The organism is Duganella sp. AC237, assembly GCF_979254035.1.
In genome coordinates this window covers 680,100-702,135 of record NZ_CEEDEW010000003.1, presented here as the reverse complement: position 1 = coordinate 702,135, position 22,036 = coordinate 680,100, and the positions used below count along the sequence as shown (strand labels likewise).

23 protein-coding genes and 1 pseudogene are annotated in these 22,036 nt (G+C 64.7%); 21 read left to right on the top strand and 3 right to left on the bottom strand.

All coding sequences use genetic code 11. From position 1 onward, the window contains the following. The first annotated feature begins 65 nt into the window (after window positions 1–65). The 5 genes from AC0IYS_RS03455 (at window position 66) to AC0IYS_RS03435 (ending at window position 3,137) form a co-directional block, all read left to right on the top strand. Window positions 66–1,082 (top strand): M14 family zinc carboxypeptidase, encoded by a 1,017-nt coding sequence (locus tag AC0IYS_RS03455; RefSeq protein WP_471703859.1) that lies wholly within the window; start codon window positions 66–68, stop codon window positions 1,080–1,082. Continuing rightward, window positions 1,079–1,855, top strand: coding sequence for an alpha/beta fold hydrolase (locus AC0IYS_RS03450; RefSeq protein WP_471703858.1), 777 nt, complete (start codon window positions 1,079–1,081; stop codon window positions 1,853–1,855). The genes AC0IYS_RS03455 and AC0IYS_RS03450 overlap by 4 nt, the downstream gene beginning before the upstream one ends. Before the next feature lie 12 nt (window positions 1,856–1,867). Then, window positions 1,868–2,146 (top strand): YkgJ family cysteine cluster protein, encoded by a 279-nt coding sequence (locus tag AC0IYS_RS03445; protein WP_471703857.1) that lies wholly within the window; start codon window positions 1,868–1,870, stop codon window positions 2,144–2,146. Window positions 2,147–2,247: 101 nt separating this feature from the next. Further along, the gene (locus tag AC0IYS_RS03440) at window positions 2,248–2,526 is read left to right on the top strand and encodes a hypothetical protein (protein WP_471703856.1); all 279 of its coding nucleotides are present in this window, start codon (window positions 2,248–2,250) and stop codon (window positions 2,524–2,526) included. Between the two features lie 2 nt (window positions 2,527–2,528). Then, window positions 2,529–3,137, top strand: a complete 609-nt coding sequence (locus AC0IYS_RS03435; RefSeq protein WP_471703855.1) for a hypothetical protein — start codon at window positions 2,529–2,531, stop codon at window positions 3,135–3,137. A 23-nt stretch (window positions 3,138–3,160) separates the two neighbouring features. Here the strand turns inward: AC0IYS_RS03435 and AC0IYS_RS03430 are convergent, their stop codons facing one another. Next, window positions 3,161–3,289: a hypothetical protein gene (locus AC0IYS_RS03430; RefSeq protein ID WP_471703854.1), complete on the bottom strand. Its 129-nt coding sequence runs from the start codon at window positions 3,287–3,289 to the stop codon at window positions 3,161–3,163. A 157-nt stretch (window positions 3,290–3,446) separates the two neighbouring features. Here AC0IYS_RS03430 and AC0IYS_RS03425 point away from each other — a divergent pair, with 157 nt between their 5' ends. From AC0IYS_RS03425 to AC0IYS_RS03385, 9 genes and pseudogenes are all read left to right on the top strand, one after another. Continuing rightward, the gene (locus AC0IYS_RS03425; RefSeq protein WP_471703853.1) at window positions 3,447–4,355 is read left to right on the top strand and encodes a LysR substrate-binding domain-containing protein; all 909 of its coding nucleotides are present in this window, start codon (window positions 3,447–3,449) and stop codon (window positions 4,353–4,355) included. A gap of 55 nt (window positions 4,356–4,410) precedes the next feature. Continuing rightward, the gene (locus tag AC0IYS_RS03420) at window positions 4,411–5,160 is read left to right on the top strand and encodes a substrate-binding periplasmic protein (RefSeq protein WP_471703852.1); all 750 of its coding nucleotides are present in this window, start codon (window positions 4,411–4,413) and stop codon (window positions 5,158–5,160) included. Between the two features lie 251 nt (window positions 5,161–5,411). Further along, the gene (locus tag AC0IYS_RS03415; protein ID WP_471703851.1) at window positions 5,412–6,251 is read left to right on the top strand and encodes an undecaprenyl-diphosphate phosphatase; all 840 of its coding nucleotides are present in this window, start codon (window positions 5,412–5,414) and stop codon (window positions 6,249–6,251) included. Between the two features lie 25 nt (window positions 6,252–6,276). Next, window positions 6,277–8,100 (top strand): DNA helicase RecQ, encoded by a 1,824-nt coding sequence (recQ, locus tag AC0IYS_RS03410; protein WP_471703850.1) that lies wholly within the window; start codon window positions 6,277–6,279, stop codon window positions 8,098–8,100. A 3-nt stretch (window positions 8,101–8,103) separates the two neighbouring features. Next, window positions 8,104–8,631 carry a DUF1993 domain-containing protein gene (locus AC0IYS_RS03405; RefSeq protein ID WP_471703849.1) on the top strand — a complete coding sequence of 176 codons (528 nt, stop codon included), beginning with the start codon at window positions 8,104–8,106 and terminating at the stop codon, window positions 8,629–8,631. Window positions 8,632–8,685: 54 nt separating this feature from the next. Next, window positions 8,686–8,994 (top strand): annotated as a pseudogene (locus AC0IYS_RS03400) (EamA family transporter); the annotation flags it as partial. 12 nt (window positions 8,995–9,006) lie between these two features. Further along, the gene (locus tag AC0IYS_RS03395) at window positions 9,007–10,815 is read left to right on the top strand and encodes an amidohydrolase (RefSeq protein ID WP_471703848.1); all 1,809 of its coding nucleotides are present in this window, start codon (window positions 9,007–9,009) and stop codon (window positions 10,813–10,815) included. Window positions 10,816–10,854: 39 nt separating this feature from the next. Continuing rightward, entirely contained in the window at window positions 10,855–11,364 is a 510-nt protein-coding gene (locus AC0IYS_RS03390) for a hypothetical protein (RefSeq protein WP_471703847.1), read from the top strand. After that, window positions 11,364–11,774, top strand: coding sequence for a hypothetical protein (locus AC0IYS_RS03385; protein WP_471703846.1), 411 nt, complete (start codon window positions 11,364–11,366; stop codon window positions 11,772–11,774). Before AC0IYS_RS03390 ends, AC0IYS_RS03385 begins: the two co-directional genes overlap by 1 nt. Here AC0IYS_RS03385 and trmB read toward each other — a convergent pair whose 3' ends face one another. Then, the gene (gene trmB, locus AC0IYS_RS03380; RefSeq protein WP_471703845.1) at window positions 11,775–12,494 is read right to left on the bottom strand and encodes a tRNA (guanosine(46)-N7)-methyltransferase TrmB; all 720 of its coding nucleotides are present in this window, start codon (window positions 12,492–12,494) and stop codon (window positions 11,775–11,777) included. Window positions 12,495–12,690: 196 nt separating this feature from the next. Between trmB and AC0IYS_RS03375 the strand changes: the two genes are divergently transcribed. From AC0IYS_RS03375 to crtB, 7 genes are all read left to right on the top strand, one after another. Beyond that, complete coding sequence (locus AC0IYS_RS03375; RefSeq protein ID WP_471703844.1) at window positions 12,691–14,031, top strand: GH1 family beta-glucosidase; 1,341 nt, start codon at window positions 12,691–12,693, stop codon at window positions 14,029–14,031. A gap of 196 nt (window positions 14,032–14,227) precedes the next feature. Next, the gene (locus AC0IYS_RS03370; protein WP_471708785.1) at window positions 14,228–15,511 is read left to right on the top strand and encodes an MFS transporter; all 1,284 of its coding nucleotides are present in this window, start codon (window positions 14,228–14,230) and stop codon (window positions 15,509–15,511) included. 135 nt (window positions 15,512–15,646) lie between these two features. Beyond that, window positions 15,647–16,591 (top strand): polyprenyl synthetase family protein, encoded by a 945-nt coding sequence (locus tag AC0IYS_RS03365; protein WP_471703843.1) that lies wholly within the window; start codon window positions 15,647–15,649, stop codon window positions 16,589–16,591. Between the two features lie 23 nt (window positions 16,592–16,614). Beyond that, complete coding sequence (locus AC0IYS_RS03360) at window positions 16,615–17,946, top strand: glycosyltransferase (RefSeq protein ID WP_471703842.1); 1,332 nt, start codon at window positions 16,615–16,617, stop codon at window positions 17,944–17,946. Then, entirely contained in the window at window positions 17,943–19,118 is a 1,176-nt protein-coding gene (gene crtY, locus AC0IYS_RS03355) for a lycopene beta-cyclase CrtY (RefSeq protein ID WP_471703841.1), read from the top strand. Before AC0IYS_RS03360 ends, crtY begins: the two co-directional genes overlap by 4 nt. After that, window positions 19,115–20,605, top strand: a complete 1,491-nt coding sequence (locus AC0IYS_RS03350; protein WP_471703840.1) for a phytoene desaturase — start codon at window positions 19,115–19,117, stop codon at window positions 20,603–20,605. Before crtY ends, AC0IYS_RS03350 begins: the two co-directional genes overlap by 4 nt. After that, complete coding sequence (crtB, locus tag AC0IYS_RS03345) at window positions 20,602–21,573, top strand: 15-cis-phytoene synthase CrtB (RefSeq protein WP_471703839.1); 972 nt, start codon at window positions 20,602–20,604, stop codon at window positions 21,571–21,573. The genes AC0IYS_RS03350 and crtB overlap by 4 nt, the downstream gene beginning before the upstream one ends. Here crtB and AC0IYS_RS03340 read toward each other — a convergent pair. Next, window positions 21,467–22,003, bottom strand: coding sequence for a sterol desaturase family protein (locus AC0IYS_RS03340; RefSeq protein ID WP_471703838.1), 537 nt, complete (start codon window positions 22,001–22,003; stop codon window positions 21,467–21,469). The genes crtB and AC0IYS_RS03340 overlap by 107 nt on opposite strands. Window positions 22,004–22,036: the final 33 nt, after the last annotated feature.

Here is a 22,036-nt window from a genome sequence, read left to right as displayed (position 1 = left end):
TGCGGGCACGGCGAAACCGGGCACATCGGCTACACTAGCTGCCATATTCCCACCTGCGTCCGCCCATGCCAGAGAAGAACCTGCCCGAACTGATCACCCTGAAACGTCTGATCGACGAAGGCGGGCGCCATCTGGAAGTGAACGCCCCTTGCACGGTGGCCATGGACGGCCGCCAGTTCCCCGTCTACACGATCGCGCTGGGCAACCCGAGTCCGGACGTGCCGGCGCTGGGCTTTTTCGGCGGCATCCACGGCCTGGAGCGGATCGGCACGCAAGTGATCCTGTCGTTCCTGGAGAGCCTGCTGGCGCGGCTGCGCTGGGACAGCACGCTGCACCAGCAACTCGAATCGATGCGGCTAGTGTTCATGCCGCTGGTCAATCCCGGCGGCATGTGGCAGGCCACGCGCTGCAACCCGCAGGGCGTCGACCTGATGCGCAACGCGCCGCTGAGCGCAGTGGAAAAAGTCCCGTTCATGCTGGGCGGCCAGCGCTACAGCCACCATTTGCCGTGGTATCGCGGCGTCGACGGCGCGCCGATGGAGCCGGAAAGCCAGGCCGTCTGCGACCTGGTCTCGCGCGAGCTGCTCACGCGCCAGTTCAGCATGGCGCTCGACTGCCACTCGGGCTTCGGCCTGCGCGACCGCATCTGGTTTCCGCACGCCCACACGGCCACGCCGATTCCGCACCTGGCCGACATCGGCGCGCTGGAACAGTTGTTCACCCAGAGCTATCCCAATCATAACTACGTGTTCGAGCCGCAAAGCCGCCAGTACCGCACCCATGGCGACCTGTGGGATTACCTGTACCTGAACGGCACCACCGGCAGCGACCGCGCGTTCCTGCCGCTGACCTTGGAGATGGGTTCGTGGCTGTGGGTGAAGAAAAATCCGCGCCAGATCTTCGACCGCGTCGCCTTCTTCAATCCGACGGCGGCGCACCGCTTGCAGCGGGTGCTGCGGCGCCACCTGATCTGGTTCGACTTCCTGATGCGGGCCGCCAACAGCCATGGGCGCTGGATGCCGGAGGGCCTGGCGCGCAAGGTGCAGCACCGGCGCGCGCTGTCGCAGTGGTATCACACATGACCGAGGACGCGGGCACCTGGGTGTTGTTGCGCGGGCTGATGCGCGAGCAGCGCCATTGGGGCCGCTTTCCCAACCAGTTGGCCGAGACGGTGGTGGGCGTGGACGTCGTCACGCCCGACCTGCCGGGCAACGGCACACGGCACGCGCTGCGCAGTCCGACCACGGTGGCGGAGATGGTGGCGTTCTGCCGCCAGGATCTGCTGGCGCGCGGCCTGCCGCCGCCTTATTCGCTGCTGGCGCTGTCGCTGGGTGGCATGGTGGCGGTGGAATGGGCCAGCCGCCATCCGGGCGAGCTGACCCGCTGCGTACTGATCAACACCAGCATGCGTCCCTACAGCCGCTTCCACGAGCGGCTGCGCTGGCAAAACTATGGCGCCATCGTCCGCCAGTTGCTCGACGGCGGCGTCGAGGATCAGGAGCGGCTGATCCTGCGCCTGACCAGCCGCCACGGCGACGCCGCCGAACGCGCCGGCCTGCTGAACCGCTGGCTGGGCTACCAGCGCGAGTTTCCCGTCACGCGCGCCAACGCGCTGCGCCAGTTGTGGTCGGCCGCGCGCTTCCGCGCCCCGGCCGCGCGGCCCGCCGTGCCGCTGCTGGTACTGAGCAGCGCCGGCGACCAGCTGGTTGATCCGCGCTGCTCGCGCCGGCTGGCAGAGGCTTGGCAAGCCGAACACCGCGAGCATCCCGACGCCGGCCACGACCTGCCGCTGGACGACGGCACCTGGGTCGCCGGCCAGGTCGGAAAATGGCTGGCCGCCGGCAAAGCCGGGTAAAATACCGGCCCTATGACCTCGACCACATCGGCGATGGCATGCCGTCCGAACTGTGGCGCCTGCTGTACCGCCCCCTCCATCTCCAGCGCCATCCCCGGTATGCCCAACGGCAAGCCGGCCGGCGTGCGCTGCATCCAGCTTCAGGACGACAACCGCTGCGGCATCTTTGGCAAGCCCGAGCGCCCGGCCTGCTGCGGCGGCTTGCAGCCGTCGGAGGAGATGTGCGGCACCAGCCGCGAGCAGGCGATGCTGTGGCTCGATGCGCTGGAACGCGCCACCGCGCCGGCCTAGCGCGGTGACACTGTCGACCCGAAGAAGTTATTTGGTCACGGCGGTTACGGCAAAGCTGCGCGGGAATTGCGTCGCTCTTTTCACTGTGGGAGAATCAGATCATGACTACTCCAAAGACCAGAACGAAGTCGAGCGACCGGCGGCAGGTTTTTCCCAAAGCGGAATTGCTGCGGGATAATGGCGTGCGCTCAACGCCAACGCAGCAGGATAAGTTTTCCGCTGTCGTCAAGTCCGTTGCGAAGCGATACGGCGTGAAGGTGGCGTCGGTTGCAGCCCCAGCAAAAAATCCGTACGCGATGACGGCAAACCAGGCGGCGGAGATAGCCATAAAAGCTGGCATAGTCACACGGGATGGCAAACTCACGCCTCGTTTTAGATAAGCGTGGAAACCGCGCTCATCGCCTATCACGGCTGTGACGTTACCATCCGGGACGATCTTGTCAGCGGGCGTCTGAAACACCTCAACCACAGCAACAACAAGTATGACTGGCTAGGACCTGGTGCGTATTTTTTTGAAGGCGACGCCGAACGCGCCCGACTGTTCGCACAGGCATCGTACCTTCATCCCGAAAAACGCTACACTGCAAAGCCGATTGCGACACCAGCCGTCGTCGGCGCAGCGCTGCAGGTGCGTGACTGGCTCGATCTGACCACGCAAGTCGGCATCAAAGAGTTTAGTTTGGCCTACGAGGCCTTTGCGGCTGGCCAAATTGCTGCTGGCTCAGCGACCCCTCCGCTACCACCGTTTCAGGCGGTAAGAGCTGCCTTCCACCAAGGTGCGGAAGTCGCGCCCACGTCTGGATTTCATGCAAATACACATATTCAAATCGCACTACGCGACGATCACTGCGTCATTGGCTGGTTTCTTCCGCCCGGAGCGATCTTGCTCACCGAAGACCAGTATGCAGTGGCAAAGAAAAGATTAAACGACGCGGCGATCACGTACAAAAAACCGCGAATTCGTCCAATTAGCCGGACAACAAGCAAGTAACGTTCGAGCATCCTGCGCAAGCCTCAACGGCGCGCCATCTGCGCCAATATCTTCATCAGTTGCGCAACAAACCGCGCGCGAAACTCGGGCGTGAATACTTCGAACGAGGCGTGATCGACGGCTTGGTGCTTGGGTATCGTGGACGTGGACATGGCTGACTCCTGAATGGTCGTGAACGCCCTCCCCCATCAACAAAACTTAGTCATGGCGACGTTTCGGCGTATGCGGTATATTTTCATCCCGCATGCCCGCTCGATCAAACGAGTTATTTTCGATTGATGCATAAGAAAAACTTAGCCTCAGGATCTCATGAACAAACCGTTGCGCTCCTTGTCCGGGCTCGTCGACTTCGACTGCGCCGCCCGCTGGGGCAGCTTCAAACTGGCTGCGGAGGAACTGCACAAGACGCCGGCGGCGATCAGCCTGCAGGTCAAGCAGCTGGAGGCCGCGCTCGGCTTTGAGCTCTTCATCCGCCACCCGCGCCACATCACGCTGACGGAAAAGGGGCAGGAGCTGGCGGTGACGGTGCGCCGTGTGCTGGGCGAGCTGCGCGCCAAGGTCGAGGCGCTGCGCGGCGGCGACGAAGAAAAAATCCTGCGCATCTCGACCACCCACTCGCTGGCGATCAAATGGCTGGTGCAACGCATCGACCGCTTCACCAAGTTGTATCCCGAGCTCGACATCCGCATCGACTCGACCGACCGGCTGGTCGATCTCAACGACGACAACACCGACGTCGCGCTGCGCATCATGGACGTCGACAAGGAAGATCCGGACTTCCTGTTCCACGTGCGGCTGGTGGCCGTCTACAGCCCGTCGCTGCTGGCGCCCGGCCAGGCGGAACTGACCCCGGCCGACCTGCGGCGTTTTCCACTGCTGTACGAGGATTCGACCGACAACTGGATCATGCTGCTGCGCGATCACGGCCTGCTCAAGGGCAAGCACGACTTCTCGCGCTCCTACACCAACGCGGCTGTGCTGGTGCAGGCGGCGCTGGCCGGCCATGGCGTCGGCCTGACCCACTACACGATCGCCTACGAGGACATCCGCAGCGGCGCGCTGAAGATGATTCCCGGCTTCACCGCCACCTACGGGCGCGGCTACCGGCTGCTGGTCAACCCCGGAAAGCGCGGAATGAGCAAGGTTGCCCATTTCAGCGCCTGGCTGCGCGAAGAGATCGACGAGATGGAGGGCTCATTCGCGCCTGCATTCGATTGACTGGGCGCCGGGAATGGGCTACCTTTTGGCAAGTCGACATCTCAGGGCACGCCGCATGACCGCACCACTCCGTGCACTACTTCCCCTCCTTCCCCTGCTCGCCGCCGCGCTGCTGGCGGCGCAGCCATCGATGACGATTGCGGCGACGGCGGCGCCTGCCAAAGGCACGCTGCGCTTCGTGCAAAAGATCGAGGACGCGCCCGCCCAGTCCGGTCCGCGCAAGGGCGGCTTCCAAGAGGCCCTGGGCAACGCGCTGGGCAAGCAACTGGGCATGCCGGTGCAATTCGTCGGCTTGCCGCGCAAGCGCATGACCAGCGCGCTCGAATCGGGCGACGGCGACGTCGTCTGCGGTTATCTGCCGGCGTGGTTCAAGGGCGACTTCAACTGGAGCCGCACCTTCATTCCCACCTCCGAAGTACTGATCGCCTCGAAGCGGGTGCCGGCCCCGGCGTCGATCGAGGCGGTGCGCGGCAAAACCGTCGGCACCGTGCTCGGCTTCCACTATCCGGACATCGAACAAAAGCTCGGCGCCGACTTCGTGCGCGACGACGCGCCGTCGCTCAACCTGACGGTGCGCAAGTGGCAGGCCGGGCGCTTCGACTATTTCCTGACCACGGGCCAGTCGATCGACAAGCAGTTCCCCCACGGCGAGCTGGCGGCCGGCTACAACCTGCTGGTCGTCAGCGAGGTCAAGAGCGGTTGCGCGGTCTCGCGCAAGGGCCGCGTCACCGTGGAACAGGTCAGCGCCGCCCTCGACGCGCTCGAGAAAAGCGGCGAAATGACGCGCCTGCTGCGGCTGCGCTGACGCCAAACGTTATCTCACGGGCATCTTCGCGATGCGCTGCAACACGCCCCAGGCCGCCCCACAACGGTCTCATCCAGAGAGCGCGTCCGCCGAACGGGCGTCCGGCGGGATTTTTTATGCCGCATCGCACAAATCGGATTACGGTTGAGTTAGATTACGAAAAGACAACGCCGAACATGGTAAGCTTCGACCCCGGCGGTAAGCACTTCGCAGTAACTCCCTCAAACTCCCTCGCGTAACTACTTAATTACATGGACATTGTTCTCGCACTAAAAGCCATCATCATGGGCCTCGTGGAAGGTTTCACGGAATTCCTGCCGATCTCCTCCACCGGCCACCTGATCCTCACCGAGCACCTGCTGGGCTTTCAGGGCATGGAAGAACAGATGAATGTTTTTGAAATCGTGATCCAGGCCGGCGCCATCTTTGCCGTCTGCTGGGAATACCGCGCCCGCATCGCAAAAGCCTTCGCCGGCGTGACCTCGGACCGCGCCCAGCAGCGCTTCGTCCTCAACATCGGCATCGCCTTCCTGCCGCTGGCCGTGCTGGGCCTGATCTTCGGCAACCTGCTCAAGACCTATTTGTTCAAGCCGGTGCCGGTAGCCATCGCGCTGATCGTCGGCGGCGTCATCATCCTGCTCGTCGAGCGCCATGCGGCCGCCAACCCGGTCAGCGTGCGCGTGCACTCGGTCGAGGACATGACGCCGCTCGATGCGTTAAAAATGGGCATCGCCCAGGCGTTCGCGCTGATTCCGGGCACCAGCCGCTCCGGCGCGACCATTATCGGCGGCATGATGTTCGGCCTGTCGCGCCAGGTGGCCACCGAGTTTTCCTTCCTGCTCGGCATTCCGACCTTGCTGATCGCCTCGGCCTACTCGCTGTACAAGGCGCGCGCGCTGCTGTCGGTGTCGGACCTGCCGATGTTTACCCTCGGCACCGTGGCAGCCTTTATTTCGGCGTTCTTCTGCGTGCGCTGGCTGCTGCGCTATATCGCCACCCATACTTTCACGATATTTGCGTGGTATCGCATCGCTTTTGGCCTGCTGGTGCTCATCACAGGTTACACTGGCGTGATCGTCTGGAAGGACTAACTTTTTGAGTAGTTGCAGTGGCATCATGAATCACCAGGAAAATAACGAACGCGCCCTCGACCTGCTGCAAACCGTGTTCGGTTATCCGGCGTTCCGCGGCCAGCAGGCGGAAATTGTCGGCCACGTCAGCGGCGGCGGCGACGCGCTGGTCTTGATGCCCACCGGCGGCGGCAAGTCGCTGTGCTACCAAATTCCCGCCCTGGTGCGCGACGGCGTCGGCGTGGTCATCTCGCCGCTGATCGCGCTGATGCAGGACCAGGTCGACGCGCTGGCCGAGGTCGGCGTGCGCGCCGCCTTCCTCAATTCCACCCAGACCTACGAGGAAGCCCAGCGCATCGAGCGCCTGGTGCGCACCGGCGAGATCGACCTGGTCTACGTCGCCCCCGAGCGGCTGATGACGGACCGCTGCCTCAACCTGTTCCAGGCATCGAAGATCGCGCTGTTCGCCATCGACGAGGCGCATTGCGTCTCGCAATGGGGCCACGACTTCCGGCCCGAGTACATCAAGCTGTCGGTGCTGCACGAGCAATTCCCCAACGTGCCGCGCATCGCGCTCACGGCCACCGCCGACCCGCAAACCCGCGCCGAGATCGTCCACCGCCTGCAACTGGGCGACGCGATGCAGTTCGTGTCGTCGTTCGACCGCCCCAACATCCGTTACCAGATCGTTGAAAAGGCCAACGGCCGCAAGCAATTGCTCGACTTCATCACCACCGAACACGGCGGCGATTGCGGCATCGTCTATTGCCTGTCGCGCAAGAAGGTCGAGGAGACCGCCGAATTCCTCAACGAAAACGGCGTGCGCGCGATGGCGTACCACGCCGGCATGGACCACGCCAAGCGCGCGGCCAACCAGGCCAAGTTCCTGCGCGAAGAAAATATCGTCATGTGCGCCACCATCGCCTTCGGCATGGGCATCGACAAGCCGGACGTGCGCTTCGTCTGCCACCTGGATCTGCCGAAAAGCATCGAAGGCTACTACCAGGAGACCGGCCGCGCCGGCCGCGACGGCGCCCCCGCCAACGCCTGGATGGCCTACGGCTTGCAGGACGTGGTGCTGCAACGGCGCATGATCGACGAATCGGAGGCCGACGAAACCTTCAAACGCGTGCTGGGCAACAAGCTCGATGCGATGCTGGGACTGTGCGAAACCCTGAGCTGCCGGCGCGTGCGCCTGCTCGACTACTTCGGCGAGCGCTCCGGCCCGTGCGGCAACTGCGACACCTGTTTGATTCCGCCGGTGTCCTTCGACGGCACGGTGCCGGTGCAAAAGCTGCTGTCGGCGGTGTACCGCGTCGACCAGCGCTTCGCCGCCGGCCACGTGATCGAAGTGCTGCGCGGGGTTGAGACGGAACGCATCAAGACCTGGCACCACGATTCGCTGTCGGTGTTCGGCATCGGCGCCGACCGCAGCGAGCAGGAATGGCGCGCCATCCTGCGCCAGGCCATCGCACTGGGACTGGTGACGGTCGACCACGAGTCATACAGCTCGCTCAAGCTGACCGACGCGGCGCGGCCGGTGCTCAAGGGCGGGCAAAAGGTGCAGCTGCGGCAGTACCAGAAACCGGTCAAGCAGAAAAGCGCCGGGCGCGCCTCCAAGGGTTATGTGGAGAGCGACCTGTCGACCGGCGAACAGGCCATCTTCGACAAGCTGCGCTGGTGGCGGGTCGAGACGGCGCGCGCGCACGACGTGGCGGCGTACATCATCTTCAACGACGCGACCTTGCGCGAAATCGCCAAGGCGCGGCCGACCACCCTGTCTGACCTGCGCGGCATTTCCGGCGTCGGCGAGAAAAAACTGGCTTCCTACGGCGACGAGATCGTCGCCATGATCAGCGAAATGGAGTAACGCATGCATCCGTCCGCCGTGTTTCATCGTTCGCTCGCGCAGTTGTGCGGGATGTTGGGCAAGATCGAGGCGGCCGAGGGTGAAGCTGGCGTTGGCGATGGTCTGCTGGCGGCGCGTCTGCACAAGGACATGCTGCCGTTCGCTCAGCATGTGAGGGCGACCGCTAATTTCGCGCTGCGCGGCTGCTGCCCGCTGGCCGGGGTGCCGGTGGTCAGCTTCAACGGCGACGAAATTTCGTTCGCCGGGCTGCAGTGGCAGGTGGTCGAGACGATGCGCTTTATCGCCGACATCCCGCCGTCGCAATTCAATGGACCGGCGGACCGCATCTGCCGCGACCGCGCGGGCTTCGCCGACCTGGCGCTGCCGGCCGACGAATATCTGAATTTGTATATCCTGCCAAATTTCTACTTCCACCTGAGCATGGTGTACGCGATCGCGCGCAGCCGTGGCGTGGCCATCGGCAAGGGCGACTTCGACGGCTATCACGTCTACGCGCCGGGCTTTTCGTGGGAAAAACCCGCAGCCGCCTGACCGTTCATGTGCCATCGACGGCGGCGCCGCCACTGCGGCAGTTTTGCCTGAACTTCCCTCGCGATGGGCATGCCGTTCGCGCTCGATCCGTCACCGCGTTACCTTGGCGCGCTGCTGTACCTTGCCATTCCCGGCTCGGTGATCGGGTTCACCACGTATTTGCTGCTGGTCGGCCGCATAGGACCGGACCGCGCGGCCTATTCCACGGTATTATTCCCCATCGTCGCTTTGACCATTTCAACCATTTACGAAGGCTACCACTGGACGCCGCTGGCCTTGAGCGGGCTGGCGCTGGTGTTGGCGGGGAACCTGTTGGCGTTTCTGCCGCTGGCGCCGCGCACCAAACTGATGGAGGCCGCATAACCCGGGGGATGCATGACCAGCAGGGCTTATTTCGCAGGACTGACAATACTGGCGGCTGTTTCCGCGCAAAACTCGGCATACGCCGCCGAACCACCCGCCGATACCGTCTATCGCAACGGCTATGTTTACACCGTCGACGCGAAAGACAGCGTGCAAGAGGCGCTGGCCGTGCGCGCCGGCCGCATCGTCTACGTCGGCGACAACGCCGGCGTCCAGCCGCTGACCGGAAAAGCTACCAAAGTCGTCGATCTGAAAGGCCGCATGCTGATGCCAGGCCTGGTCGACGGCCATATGCATCCGCAATCGGGCGGCAGCCGCCTGCTCAATTGCAGCCTCGATTATCAGGCGCTGACCGTCGCCCAGTTCCAGTCGCGCATCCAGGGCTGCATCGACACCGACAAACGCAGCGCCAAACCCTCGGGGCCAGACCGCTGGCTGGTGGTGGTCAACTGGTTCCAGCAAGGGATGCTGCCCGATGGCGTGGAAACCACCGCCGCCACCCTGGACGCGCTGAAGACCGACCGCCCCGTGCTCGTTCGCTCGTCCTTCGGCCACTCCGTGCAGTTGAATTCCAAGGCGATCAAACTGGCCGGGATCACGCGCGACACCAAGGATCCGGCCGGCGGAAAAATCACCCGCGACGCCGGCGGCAACGCCACCGGCCTGCTGGAGGATGCCGCCCAGGACATGGCGATGAATTTGCTGCCGCCGCTCACCGTGGCCGAGAACCTGGCCGCGTCCACCGCCGCGCTGGCGGCGATGCGCCAGCAAGGCATCACCTCCTTCCTGGACGCCTACACCGATCCGGAGACGATGACCGCCTTCACCGACCTGCACAAACAGGGCAAGCTGACCGCGCGCGCGCACTTCGCGGTGCTGGTCGATCTGGACAAGGGCGCGACGCCGCAAAGCGCCGTCGCCGAGCTGCTCAAGCAGCAAAAACAATTCGACCAGGGCCCGACCACGGTGGCGCCGTCGATGCAGGTGCGCCACGCCAAACTGTTCATGGACGGCGTGATCTCGGCGCCCGCCTTCACCGGCGCCATGCTGGAGCCTTACCTGGTCAACAAGGGCACGGCCGACCGGCCGGACTGGCAGCCCGGCGCCAGCAACGGCCCGCCCAGCTACTTCACGCAGGACGCGTTGCGGACCACGCTGACGGAACTGGCCAACGCGAAGATCGATCCGCACATCCACGTCGACGGCGACCGCGCCGTGCGCGAAACGCTGGACGCGATCGAATACCTGCGCTCCACGCCGGCCGGCAAGGACGTGCGTCCCGCGTTGGCGCACGACGAAATCGTCGACCCGGCAGACTATCCGCGCTTCGCCAAGCTCGATGTGACGCCGGTGCTGTCGTTCCAGTGGGCCAAACCGGCGCCGGACACCGTCGGCGCGCTGAAGGACTATATGGGGCCGGCGCGCTACGCCACCGTGCAACCGCAGGCGCTGCTGCTCGACGCCGGCGCCCGCATCGCCTATGGCAGCGACTGGCCGGTCGATACGCTGGACGAATGGTTCGCGCTCAAGGTGGGCGTGACCCGCACCGCCGCCCCGGACGCCGGCAAGGAATACGCCGGCCGGCTGGGCAAGCAACCCGGCATGCCGCGCGCCGCCGCGCTGCGCGCCATCACCATGAACGCGGCGTACACGCTGCGCCAGGAGGCGCTGACCGGTTCCCTGGAAGTGGGCAAGCTGGCCGACATGATTGTCCTCGACCGGAATTTCTTCACCATCCCGGCACAGGACATCGCCAACATCAAGGTGCTGCAGACCGTCGTGGGCGGCAAAATTGTGTATCAGGCCAAGGGCATGCGTTAAGATGTCGGCCTCACACGCCAGCACTTGAACAGACCCGCCATGCAATTCGCCATCTCCCTGTTGATCATCGTCGCCACCGCGCTGGTGGTCTACGCGATCATCAAGACCAATCCCGCCAAGCCGATGGTGCTGCCACCGCGCCCGGCCACGCCGTACGAGCCGACACTGCCGAACGCGCCGGCGGCGCTGCACTGGTCCGACGACGGCCGCTTCCTGGTGGAAGTGGTCAACGAATCGCGCTACCAGAACACGCTGAAGCAATTGGCCGGCGACCATGGCGACCAGCCGGCCAGGGTGCCGTATCTGGCCACCCTGGTGCCCGACGACGCCAATCCGTATGAAAGCGCCGCCGTCGCCGTCTTCCTCGACGGCCGCATGGCCGGTTACCTGTCGCAGAAAGCCTCGCTGGCCTTCCGCGCCAACCTGAAACGCGAGGAAGTCGCCGACCGGATCACCACCTGCGACGCGCAGGTGCGCGGCGGCGGCGTGTGGAAGAACGGCCGCCTCTCGTATGTGGTGGTGCTGGATATGGAGACGCTGGAGGCGTGATGAAATCACTGGCCGCACTGGTGTCGATTGCATTGGCGATGGCGAGCGGCGCGGCCGCCGGCCAGACCTTGATCGTGCACTACAGCGAACGCGCGGGGGTGCACTACACCACGCCGCAAGGCCAGCTGGCCGGGGACGCGGCCAAGCCGGTGACCGAGGCGCTGGCCGCCGCCGGCATCGCCTACGAAATCCGCCAGACGCCGGCCAAGCAGCAGCTGGTGCTGCTAAAGGACAACCGCGAGCCGGCCTGCATGATGAGCTGGGTGGAGCTGCCCGGCCGCGACGACAAGGGAAAATTCTCGGACGTGATCTATCGGGATGCGTCCGAGCGCCGCCTGTGGTGCAGCAAGATGGTGCCGGACGATGTGATCGAACGCTTCAACGCGGCGCTGGCCCGGCAGCCCAAATAACTACTTCCTGGTGAAGACCAGATCCCACACGCCATGGCCCAGTTTCAGGCCGCGGTTTTCAAACTTGGTCAGCGGACGGTAGGCCGGCTGCGGCGCGTAGCCGTCGGCGGTGTTTTGCAGGCCTTCTTCGGCGCCCAGCACTTCCAGCATCTGCACCGCGTAGTCTTCCCAGTCGGTCGCGCAGTGCAGGTAGCCGCCCACGGCCAGCTTTTGCACCAGCAGCTTGACGAACGGCGCCTGGATCAGGCGGCGCTTGTTGTGGCGCGCCTTGTGCCACGGATCCGGGAAGAAGATATGCACGCCGTGCAGCGAGCCGTCCGGGATCATCTGGTTCAGCACCTCGACCGCGTCGTGCTGGATGGCCTTCAGATTGGTCAAGCCCTGTTCGTCGATCAGCTTGAGCAGGCTGCCCACGCCGGGCGTGTGCACCTCAACGCCGATGAAGTCCTTCTCCGGCATCGCGGCGGCGATGTGCGCGGTGGTGCCGCCCATGCCGAAGCCGATTTCCAGCACCACCGGCGCCTTGCGGCCGAACGCCTGTTCGTAGTCGAGCGGCGCCTTGGTGTAGCCGATCATGAACTTCGGACCCTGCTCTTCCAGCGCGCGCGCCTGCGCGGTCGACAGGCGGCCGGCGCGGGTGACGAAGCTGCGGATGCGGTGTTCGGTCGGGTCGTAGAGCATCGGCCGCGCCGGGCCGTCTTTAGGGGTTTCGGAAGACATGATGGAAGCTGGTGGATAAGCTGATAAATAATGAGGCAGCATTATATCAGTGTCGAAACTCTGAACTGAGAGCTGCATCAGCAAATGATTGACACTCACAGGGACTTGAGGTCTAATCGTTAAAAGAGGCGTGAAATCGTTTTCAAACGTCGAAATGCCCTCCCCGCTCCGTATTTAACCTGCTAGAACGACAAAAATGACCGATTTCACGCAATTCCCACCCTCGTTTACCTGGGGCATCGCCACCAGCGCTTTCCAGATTGAAGGCGGCGCCACCGCCGACGGCAAAGGCCCGTCGATCTGGGACACCTTCAGCCACACCCCCGGCAAGATCATCGACGGCACCAACGGCGACGTCGCCTGCGACCACTACAACCGCTACCCGGAAGACGTGGCCATCATGTCCAGCCTGGGCGTGGACGCCTACCGCTTCTCGATGGCCTGGTCGCGCGTGCAGCCGACCGGCAAGGGCGCGTGGAACGAGGCCGGCTTCGCCTTCTACGACCGTCTGCTGACGGAACTGGAAAGCAAGGGCATCGACGCCCACCTGACGCTGTACCACTGGGATTTGCCGCAAGGCCTGGAAGATGAAGGCGGCTGGCTCAATCGCGACACCGCCTACCGCTTTGCCGACTACGCGGCCGAAGTGGCGCGCCGTTTCGGCAACCGCCTGAAAACGATTGCGACGCACAACGAGCCATGGTGCACGGCCAACCTGGGCTACGGCAACTCGCAGTTCGCGCCCGGCGTGACCGACCTGAAAAAATCGGTGCAAGTCTCGCACCACCTGCTGCTGTCGCACGGACTGGCGATGCAGGCGATGCGCGCGGTCGGCAGCTCGGCCAAGCTCGGCATCGTGCTCAATCAGTGGACCGCCGATCCGGCCACCGACAGCGCGGCCGACATCGCGATGGCGGAATTCGAATACGCCCGCTCGGTGCAGTGGTTCATGGACCCCATCTTCAAGGGAAAATACCCGCAGCTGGCGCTCGACACCTACGGCGAGAACGGCCCGGAGATCCATGCCAACGACTTCAAGGATATCCAGCACCGCATCGACTTCCTGGGCGTGAACTACTACTTCCGTTCCTACTGCAGCGCCGAAGTGCCGCCGCGCCAGCCGGAAGCGAAACTGGGCAAGACCGACATGGGCTGGGAAATCTACCCGGACGGCCTGACCGAACTGCTGCTCAAGCTCCACGACGAATACGAGCTGCCGCCGATCTACATCACCGAAAACGGCATGGCCAACCCGGACACCGTCGTCAACGGCGAAGTGCCGGACGAGGCGCGCATCGATTTCGTGCTACGCCACCTGAAGGCGCTCAACGACGCCCGCCTGCAAGGCGTGAACGTGCAAGGCTACTTCCTTTGGAGTTTGCTGGATAACTTCGAATGGAACTCGGGCTACGCCAAGCGTTTCGGCATCGTCCATGTCGACTATGCGACGCAGAAGCGCACGTTGAAGCACAGCGCCCTGTGGTACCGCGACTATCTGGTACAGCAGCGCGCACCGCAAGCCGCACACGCCGCGTAAAGCCACACCGAAGCCCCACCCCGCGCCGGCCCATGTGCCGGCGCGGCAGCATCTATTGGCCGCAGAGCCAAGTGCTACACTCCACAGAGAACAACGAGGACGACACCATGCAGACCGCACCTTCCGCCGCGCCGCAAGAGCATCCGAAGCCGCCGGCGCCCCCGCCCCCGGCGAGCAGCAATCGCTGTTGCGCGCCATGTTCGCGCGCGGCACGCCGATGCTGTGGGTGCCGACCGGGTACTTCTCGATGGCGCTGACGTACATGATGCTCACCAGCGTCACGTCGATCATGTTCAAGAACCTTGGCATGAGCAACGGCGAGGCGGCGCAATACGCCAGCTATCTGATCCTGGCCTACACCATCAAGCCGCTGTTCGCCCCCTTCGTTGAAATGTACCGCACCAAGAAGTTCTTTGTGCTGTGCGCGCAGCTGATCGTCGGCATCGGTTTCGGCGCCGTCGCGCTGTCGATGTCGCTGCCGAACTACCTGCACATCATGGTGTTACTGTTCGGGATACTGTCGCTGGTCGGCGCCACCCAGGACATCGCCTCCGACGGCGTGTATGTCACTTCGCTCGACTCGAAGACGCAGTCGCTGTTCTGCGGCATCCAGAGCCTGAGCTGGAACGTCGGTCCCATCGTCGCCTCGGGCGGCATGGTGTACCTGAGCGGCTGGCTGCACACCCACTACTTCCACCACGAGGCCGGCGTGTTCGGCCCGGCGTGGATCGATTCGTGGCGCATCATCTTCTTCATCGCCGCCGCCATCACCGTGGTCACCGCGCTGTGGCACCTGCGCGTGATGCCGGACGGCGCCAAGGCCGAAAACGCGCCCAAGTCGGTGGCCGACGCGGCATTCATCCTGCGCGACTCCTTTGTCACCTTCTTCCAAAAGCGCGACGTCTGGCTGATGGTCGGCTTCGCGTTCGTGTTCCGCCTCAGTATCGGCCTGCTGGAAAAAATCGGCCCGTTCTTCATGGTCGATCCGGTGGCCAAGGGCGGCCTGGGCCTGTCGAACGAAATGCTGGGCCTGATCTACGGCACCTATGGCCTGATCGCCGTGCTGCTGGGTTCATTGCTCGGCGGCATCTTCGTCGCGCGGCGCGGCCTGCCGGCCACCCTGTTCATCCTGTGCTGCGCGGTCAACATCCCGAACGTCACGTTCTTGTTGATGGGCATTTATCAGCCGGAAAGCCTGTGGATTATCAGCGCCGGCGTGGCGATCGAGAAGTTCTTCTTCGGCTTCGGCTCGGTCGGCTTCATGATTTACCTGATGCAGCAATTGGCGCCGGGCAAATACACGACCACCCACTACGCCTTCGGCACCGGCCTGATGGGCCTGTGCATGCTGGTCACCGGTGTGATCAGCGGTCATTTGCAGCAGGCGCTCGGTTATGTACACTACTTCTGGCTGGTGATGGCGGCGACGATTCCATCTTTCCTGGTCACGTGGTTTGCGCCCTTCCACAATAAGGAGTAGGCTGTCCAAAAAATGAACCGCTTTTAAGCGTGCGTTGGCACGCGCACGATTGACTCAAGTCCTGTCTGTTGAAGTTTGCATCGGTATGATGGCCCGCAAGGGAATTCATTAGTCAATCGGCACAAGGACTTGCGCATGGTTACGGAAACACTGCGGTTCAACGGCATCAAACGGGAGCTGCTCGGCGATCCATCGGAAACCGAGATCGATGACCTGCGCCGCGAGCTCGAGGAGCGTATCCGTTACTTTTTGCCCGACGATGGCGGGGACACGCTGACCGCGGCCATGCGCGCGGCGGCGCTGAGCACCGGCAAGCGCATGCGACCTTTGCTGCTGATGCTGGTCGCGCGCGACCTCGGCTGCTCGTCGCCGGCCCTGCTCGACGCCGCCTGCGCGGTCGAACTGGTGCACGCCGCCTCCCTGATCCTCGACGACATGCCGTGCATGGACGACGCCAAATTGCGGCGCGGCAAGCCCACTGTGCATATCCAGTTCGGCGAAAACGTCGCCATCCTGGCGTCGGTCGCCCTGCTCAGCCGGGCCTTCCATATTCTTTCCCAGACGCAGGACATCTCGCCACTGATCCGTACGCGGCTGGTCAGCGCGCTGGCCGAGACGGTCGGTACGCAGGGCCTGGTCAGGGGGCAATTCGAGGATTTGCACGGCGGCCATAAACGCTCGGTCGACGACATCGCCACCACCAACGAACTCAAAACCGGCGTGCTGCTCGGCCTCTCGGTGGAAATGGCCGGCATCATCGCCCAGGCCGACGAGCGCGTGCTGCAATCGCTGCGCTCCTTCGCCATGGCCGCCGGCCACGCGTTCCAGATCAAGGACGACCTGCTGGACGTCCCGGGCAACGACTGCGCGCTGACCGGCAAGGATGTCGGCAAGGACGCCGGCAAGGCGACCATCACCGCCACCCTCGGCATGGAAAAAACCCAGCGCCGCCTGGCCGCGCACCTGCGCGACGCCGACGACTACCTGACGGACGCCATCGGCAGCAAACAACGCACGCGCCTCCTGGTCGGGAATCTGTTCCGCAAGGCCGGCCCGGTCGCCGATCTGCACGCGCCGTAACGCGCGGGTCGAGAGGATATCGCATGGCCCACTTCGGCGTGGTCGCCCCGGCCTTCTATAGCCATTTCAACGCCTTGTCGGCGCTGGCGCTGGCGTTGATCGCGCGCGGACACCGGGTCACCTTCCTGCACCGGCCCGACGCCGCCGGTTGGATACCTGACGCTCGCATCGGCTTCCACGCGCTCGGCGCCGACCGCTATCCGCCAGGATCGCTGGACGCCTCGCTGCGGCTGGCGGCCAATCCGGGCAGTCCGCTGGGACTGCGCAAGGTCATCGTCGACATGGCCGACACCACCGACATGCTGTGCCGCGAACTGCCCGCCGCCATCGCGGCGCTGCGCATCGACGCCCTGATCGGCGACCAGATGGAGGCGGCGGCCGGACTGGTGGCCGAGGCGCTGGCGCTGCCGTTCGTCTCGGTGGCCTGCGCGCTGCCGGTCAATCGCGAACCGGGCATCCCGCTGCCGGTGATGCCGTTCCAATTCGGCGCCGACGAGCGCTCGTTGAAAATGTATGAAGGCAGCACCCGCGTGTACGACTGGCTCATGTCCCCGCACCGCAAGGTGATCGAGCGGCAGGCGCGCGCCTTGGGCATCCCGGCGCGCGGCATGCTGCACGAGTGCCTGTCGCCACTGGCGCAAATCAGCCAGACCATTGCCGCCTTCGATTTTCCACGCAAGCAGCTGCCTGCGAATTTCCATCATGTCGGACCGCTGCGGCATGCTCCCGGTGGCGCGTCGCATGCCGGCCCGCGCATCGATCCCATGCCGGCCATCGCCGGGGACCGCCCGTTCATCTTCGCCTCGCTGGGCACATTGCAGGGCCAGCGCTTTGCGCTGTTCAAGCGCATCGCGCAAGCCTGCCGGGGGATAGACGTTCAACTGCTGGTCGCCCACTGCGGAGGATTGAATCCGCAACAGGCGCAGGCCATCGAGCGGGCCGGGCCCGCCGGCGCGACGACGGTGTGCGCGTTCGCGCCGCAGCAGGCGGTGCTGGCCCGCGCCGACGCCGTGATTTCGCACGCGGGGCTGAACACCGCGATGGACGCCATCGCCGCGCGCACGCCGATACTGGCGCTGCCGATCGCCTTCGACCAGCCGGGCGTGGCGTCGCGGATCTGCCATGCCGGCATCGGCTTGCGGGCGTCGCCGCGCTTCACCGGCGCGGCGCAACTGGGCAAGCACTTGCGACGGCTGCTCGCTGAACCAGAATACGAACAGCGTCTGGCGGGATTATCGGAACAGCTGGGGCAAGCCGGCGGCACGCCGCGCGCCGCCGACATCGTCGAAACAGCACTGAACCTGAACCAGCGAAATGACAGCGACGCCTGTCGGACCGCGAGCGGCCTCGCATGAGCGCCGCGCCGTACGACGTGATCCTGGCCGGCGGCGGCCTGGCCAACGCGCTGATCGCGTGGCGGCTGCGCACCGCGCGTCCATCGCTGCGCATTCTGCTGCTCGAACAGGGCGACCGGATAGGCGGCAACCATACCTGGTCGTTCCACGACAGCGATCTCGATGCGGCGCAGCGGCAGTGGCTCGCACCGCTGGTCTCGGCCCGCTGGCCGGACTACGACGTCATCTTCCCCGAACACGCCAGAAAGCTCGACGGCGGCTACGCCAGCATCGCCTCCGACGATTTCGCGCGCGTCATCGAAGCCGCGCTGGGCGACACGCTGCGGCTCGCGGCCCGGATAGAAAGCCTGACCCCCACCTCCGTGCGCCTTGCCGGCGGCGAGGAGCTGCACGCCGGCGCCGTCATCGACGGCCGGGGTCCGCGTCCGTCCGAGCGGCTGGCGCTGGGCTACCAAACCTTCCTCGGACAGGAAGTACGCCTGGCCGCGCCGCACGGACTGACCTCGCCCATCATCATGGACGCCAGCGTCGCGCAGCAAGGCGGCTACCGTTTCGTCTACGTGTTGCCCTTCGCGCCCGACCGCCTGCTGATCGAAGACACGCATTACGTCGACACCGGCGTGTGGGAACCGGAACGGCTGCGCGCCAACATCGCCGCCTATGCCGCGTCGCGCAACTGGCGCATCGAAGAGATTATCCGCGAGGAGCACGGCTCGCTGCCCATCGTGCTGGCCGGCGATATCGATCACTTCTGGTCGGACCTCGACGGGCAACCGACATCCGGCCTGCGGGCCGGCCTGTTCCACCCGACCACCGGCTATTCGCTGCCGCACGCCGTGCGGCTGGCCGAGCGGATCGCGGCGCTCGACGACTTGAGCGCGCCCGCACTATTCGACGCCATCCGCCAAACCGCGCTGCACGAATGGCGCGGTCAGCGCTTTTTCCGGCTGCTCAACCGCATGCTATTCCTGGCCGGCGATGCCGACAGCCGCTGGCGCGTGATGCAGCGTTTTTACCATTTACCGGCGCCGCTGATCGCGCGCTTTTACGCCGGCCGTCCAACCTTCGGCGACAAAGCCCGCCTGCTGTCGGGAAAACCGCCGGTGCCGGTCGGCCAGGCCATATCGGCCGCACGCAAAATCCATCCCCACCAAATCAGGAAACCCGAATGAACGAAACAAAACAGGCAGTGGTTGTCGGCGCCGGCTTCGGCGGCCTGGCGCTGGCCATCCGTCTGCAAGCGAGCGGGATTCAAACCACCCTGCTCGAAAAACGCGACAAGCCGGGCGGCCGCGCCTATGTCTACGAAGACCAGGGCTTCACCTTCGATGCCGGCCCCACCGTCATCACCGATCCGTCGGCGATCGAGGAGCTGTTCACCGTCGCCGGCAAGCGCCTGTCGGATTACGTCGAGATGCTGCCGGTCGCGCCGTTCTACCGCCTGTGCTGGGAGGACGGCAGCCACTTCGACTACGCCAACGACCAGGAATCGCTGGACCGGCAAATCCACGCGCTCAACCCGGCCGACGTGCAGGGCTACCAGCGCTTCCTGGCGTACTCCAAGGCGGTGTTCGACGAAGGCTACCTGAAACTGGGCGCCGTGCCTTTCCTGTCGTTCCGCGACATGATCGCGGCCGGGCCCCAGCTGGCCAAGCTGCAGGCATGGCGCAGCGTCTACAGCATCGTCTCCAAATTCATCCAGAACGAACATCTGCGGCAGGCGTTTTCCTTCCACTCGCTGCTGGTCGGCGGCAACCCGTTCGCCACGTCGTCGATCTACACCCTGATCCACGCTCTGGAACGGCGCTGGGGCGTGTGGTTCCCGCGCGGCGGCACCGGCGCGCTGGTCAACGGCATGGTGCGCATGTTCCAGGACATCGGCGGCCGCATCGAGCTCAATGCCGACGTGGCGGCGATCGAGGCCAGCGGCGCGCGCGTCAACGGCGTGCGCCTGGCCGACGGACGCCACTTCCCCGCGCAGGCGGTGGCATCCAACGCCGACGTCGTGCACACCTATGCGGATTTGCTCTCGCAGCATCCGCGCGGCCCGTCGGAAGCCGGCTCGCTGCGCAAAAAACGCTTCAGCAACTCGCTGTTCGTGCTGTACTTCGGACTCAATCACCATCACAGCCAGCTGCAGCACCACACTGTCTGCTTCGGACCGCGCTACAAGGAATTGATCACCGAAATCTTCGGCGGCAAAACGCTGGCCGACGACTTCTCGCTGTACCTGCACGCGCCCTGCATCACCGATCCGTCCTTGGCGCCGCCAGGCTGCGGCAGCCATTACGTACTGGCGCCGGTGCCGCACCTCGGCAACGCGGACATCGACTGGACGGTGGAAGGCCCGCGCTACCGCGACCGCATCTTCGAATACCTGGAGCGCCGCTACATGCCCGGCCTGCGCGATCAATTGGTCACCAGCCGAATCTTCACGCCGCTCGACTTCCGCGACCAGCTCAATGCGCACGTCGGCTCGGCGTTCTCGCTCGAACCGATCCTGACGCAGAGCGCCTGGTTCCGGCCCCACAACCGCGACAGCGAGCTGGCGAATCTGTACCTGGTCGGCGCCGGCACCCATCCCGGCGCCGGCGTGCCGGGCGTGATCGGCTCGGCCAAGGCGACCGCCGGGTTGATGATCGAGGAGTTCGGGCGATGAGCGAGGCCTTGCTGGACCACGCGACGCAGACCATCAAGGTCGGCTCGAAAAGCTTCGCGGCGGCGGCCAAGCTGTTTCCGGCCGATGTGCGGCGCAGCGTGTTGATGCTGTATGCCTGGTGCCGCCATTGCGACGACGTGGTCGACGGCCAGGAGCTGGGCTTCGGCGCGGTGGAACTGGCGCCGGACGAAGCCGCCGAAAAACTGGCGGAACTCGAAGACCAAACCCGGCGCGCCTACGCGGGTGAGAAGATGTCCGATCCGGCCTTCGCCGCCTTCCAGGAGGTGGCGCTGCGCCACAAGATCGAACCGCGCTTCGCCTTCGACCACCTGGCCGGTTTCGCCATGGACGTCGACCAGGCAAGATATGAGACGATCGACGACACGCTGCGCTACTGCTATCACGTGGCCGGCGTGGTCGGCCTGATGATGTCCTCCATCATGGGCGCCAGCAAGGCAACGGTGCTGGACCGCGCCTGCGACCTCGGCCTGGCGTTTCAACTGACCAATATCGCCCGCGACATCGTCGAGGATGCGCGCATGGGGCGCTGCTACGTGCCGGCCGCATGGCTGCGCGAAGCCGGCATTCCGCTGGACGAAGTGGGATTGCCGAAGCACCGCGCGGACCTGGCGAAGGTGGCGTCAAGGCTGGTCGATTACGCCGAACCCTATTACGCGTCCGCCAACCAGGGCATCATCGCGCTGCCGCTGCGCAGCGCGTGGGCCATCGCCACGGCGCGCAATGTCTACCGGCAGATCGGTATCAACGTGAAAGCGCGGGGCGCGCACGCCTGGGATGAACGGGTCGGGACGTCGAAGGCAACCAAACTGTGGCTGCTGGCGAAGGGCGGCGCCAGCGCGCTTACTTCGCGTCTTCAGCGGATGTCGCCGCGTCCGCAGGGCTTGTGGCAGCGTCCCGACCACGTTGGCGCAGCGGACCGTCGTGCAGCGCGCGCAGTTGACGCTTGAGTTCATCGACCGGCGGCGCGTACAGGAATCCGAACGAGACCGCGCCCTCTTTCCCCTCGACGGCGTGGTGCATGCGGTGCGCCTGGTAGAGCCGCTTCAGATAGCCGCTGCGGGGCGTGTACTGGAAAGGCCAGCGGCGGTGCACCAGGCCGTCGTGCGCGACGAAGTACAGGAAACCGTAGGCGGTCATGCCGGCGCCTATCCATTCGAGGGGATGATGGCCTTCCGTACCGAAATAAATCAGCGCGATCGCCACGCCCGCGAAAACGACGGCGTACAGATCGTTCTTCTCGAACCAGCCGGTGCGCGGTTCGTGGTGCGAGCGATGCCAGCCCCAACCGAAACCATGCATCACATATTTGTGCGCGACAATAGAAAACAATTCCATCAATACAATGGTGATCAGGACGATGAGCGTATTCAGTATCATGGGTCGTATCGGTCCGTCGGTGTGGGCGGCGCT

What these genes read in the sequence shown, in the direction of transcription:
- AC0IYS_RS03445 (WP_471703857.1), top strand. Translation starts at nt 1,868, where the DNA reads ATGACCTCGACCACATCGGCGATGGCATGCCGTCCGAACTGTGGCGCC.
- AC0IYS_RS03405 (WP_471703849.1), top strand. Translation starts at nt 8,104, where the DNA reads ATGCATCCGTCCGCCGTGTTTCATCGTTCGCTCGCGCAGTTGTGCGGG.
- AC0IYS_RS03395 (WP_471703848.1), top strand. Translation starts at nt 9,007, where the DNA reads ATGACCAGCAGGGCTTATTTCGCAGGACTGACAATACTGGCGGCTGTT.
- AC0IYS_RS03420 (WP_471703852.1), top strand. Translation starts at nt 4,411, where the DNA reads ATGACCGCACCACTCCGTGCACTACTTCCCCTCCTTCCCCTGCTCGCC.
- AC0IYS_RS03455 (WP_471703859.1), top strand. Translation starts at nt 66, where the DNA reads ATGCCAGAGAAGAACCTGCCCGAACTGATCACCCTGAAACGTCTGATC.
- AC0IYS_RS03425 (WP_471703853.1), top strand. Translation starts at nt 3,447, where the DNA reads ATGAACAAACCGTTGCGCTCCTTGTCCGGGCTCGTCGACTTCGACTGC.
- AC0IYS_RS03450 (WP_471703858.1), top strand. Translation starts at nt 1,079, where the DNA reads ATGACCGAGGACGCGGGCACCTGGGTGTTGTTGCGCGGGCTGATGCGC.
- AC0IYS_RS03430 (WP_471703854.1), bottom strand. Translation starts at nt 3,289, where the DNA reads ATGTCCACGTCCACGATACCCAAGCACCAAGCCGTCGATCACGCCTCG.
- AC0IYS_RS03385 (WP_471703846.1), top strand. Translation starts at nt 11,364, where the DNA reads ATGAAATCACTGGCCGCACTGGTGTCGATTGCATTGGCGATGGCGAGC.
- AC0IYS_RS03350 (WP_471703840.1), top strand. Translation starts at nt 19,115, where the DNA reads ATGAACGAAACAAAACAGGCAGTGGTTGTCGGCGCCGGCTTCGGCGGC.
- AC0IYS_RS03440 (WP_471703856.1), top strand. Translation starts at nt 2,248, where the DNA reads ATGACTACTCCAAAGACCAGAACGAAGTCGAGCGACCGGCGGCAGGTT.
- AC0IYS_RS03390 (WP_471703847.1), top strand. Translation starts at nt 10,855, where the DNA reads ATGCAATTCGCCATCTCCCTGTTGATCATCGTCGCCACCGCGCTGGTG.
- recQ (WP_471703850.1), top strand. Translation starts at nt 6,277, where the DNA reads ATGAATCACCAGGAAAATAACGAACGCGCCCTCGACCTGCTGCAAACC.
- crtB (WP_471703839.1), top strand. Translation starts at nt 20,602, where the DNA reads ATGAGCGAGGCCTTGCTGGACCACGCGACGCAGACCATCAAGGTCGGC.
- AC0IYS_RS03365 (WP_471703843.1), top strand. Translation starts at nt 15,647, where the DNA reads ATGGTTACGGAAACACTGCGGTTCAACGGCATCAAACGGGAGCTGCTC.
- AC0IYS_RS03340 (WP_471703838.1), bottom strand. Translation starts at nt 22,003, where the DNA reads ATGATACTGAATACGCTCATCGTCCTGATCACCATTGTATTGATGGAA.
- AC0IYS_RS03360 (WP_471703842.1), top strand. Translation starts at nt 16,615, where the DNA reads ATGGCCCACTTCGGCGTGGTCGCCCCGGCCTTCTATAGCCATTTCAAC.
- trmB (WP_471703845.1), bottom strand. Translation starts at nt 12,494, where the DNA reads ATGTCTTCCGAAACCCCTAAAGACGGCCCGGCGCGGCCGATGCTCTAC.
- AC0IYS_RS03415 (WP_471703851.1), top strand. Translation starts at nt 5,412, where the DNA reads ATGGACATTGTTCTCGCACTAAAAGCCATCATCATGGGCCTCGTGGAA.
- crtY (WP_471703841.1), top strand. Translation starts at nt 17,943, where the DNA reads ATGAGCGCCGCGCCGTACGACGTGATCCTGGCCGGCGGCGGCCTGGCC.
- AC0IYS_RS03375 (WP_471703844.1), top strand. Translation starts at nt 12,691, where the DNA reads ATGACCGATTTCACGCAATTCCCACCCTCGTTTACCTGGGGCATCGCC.
- AC0IYS_RS03370 (WP_471708785.1), top strand. Translation starts at nt 14,228, where the DNA reads ATGTTCGCGCGCGGCACGCCGATGCTGTGGGTGCCGACCGGGTACTTC.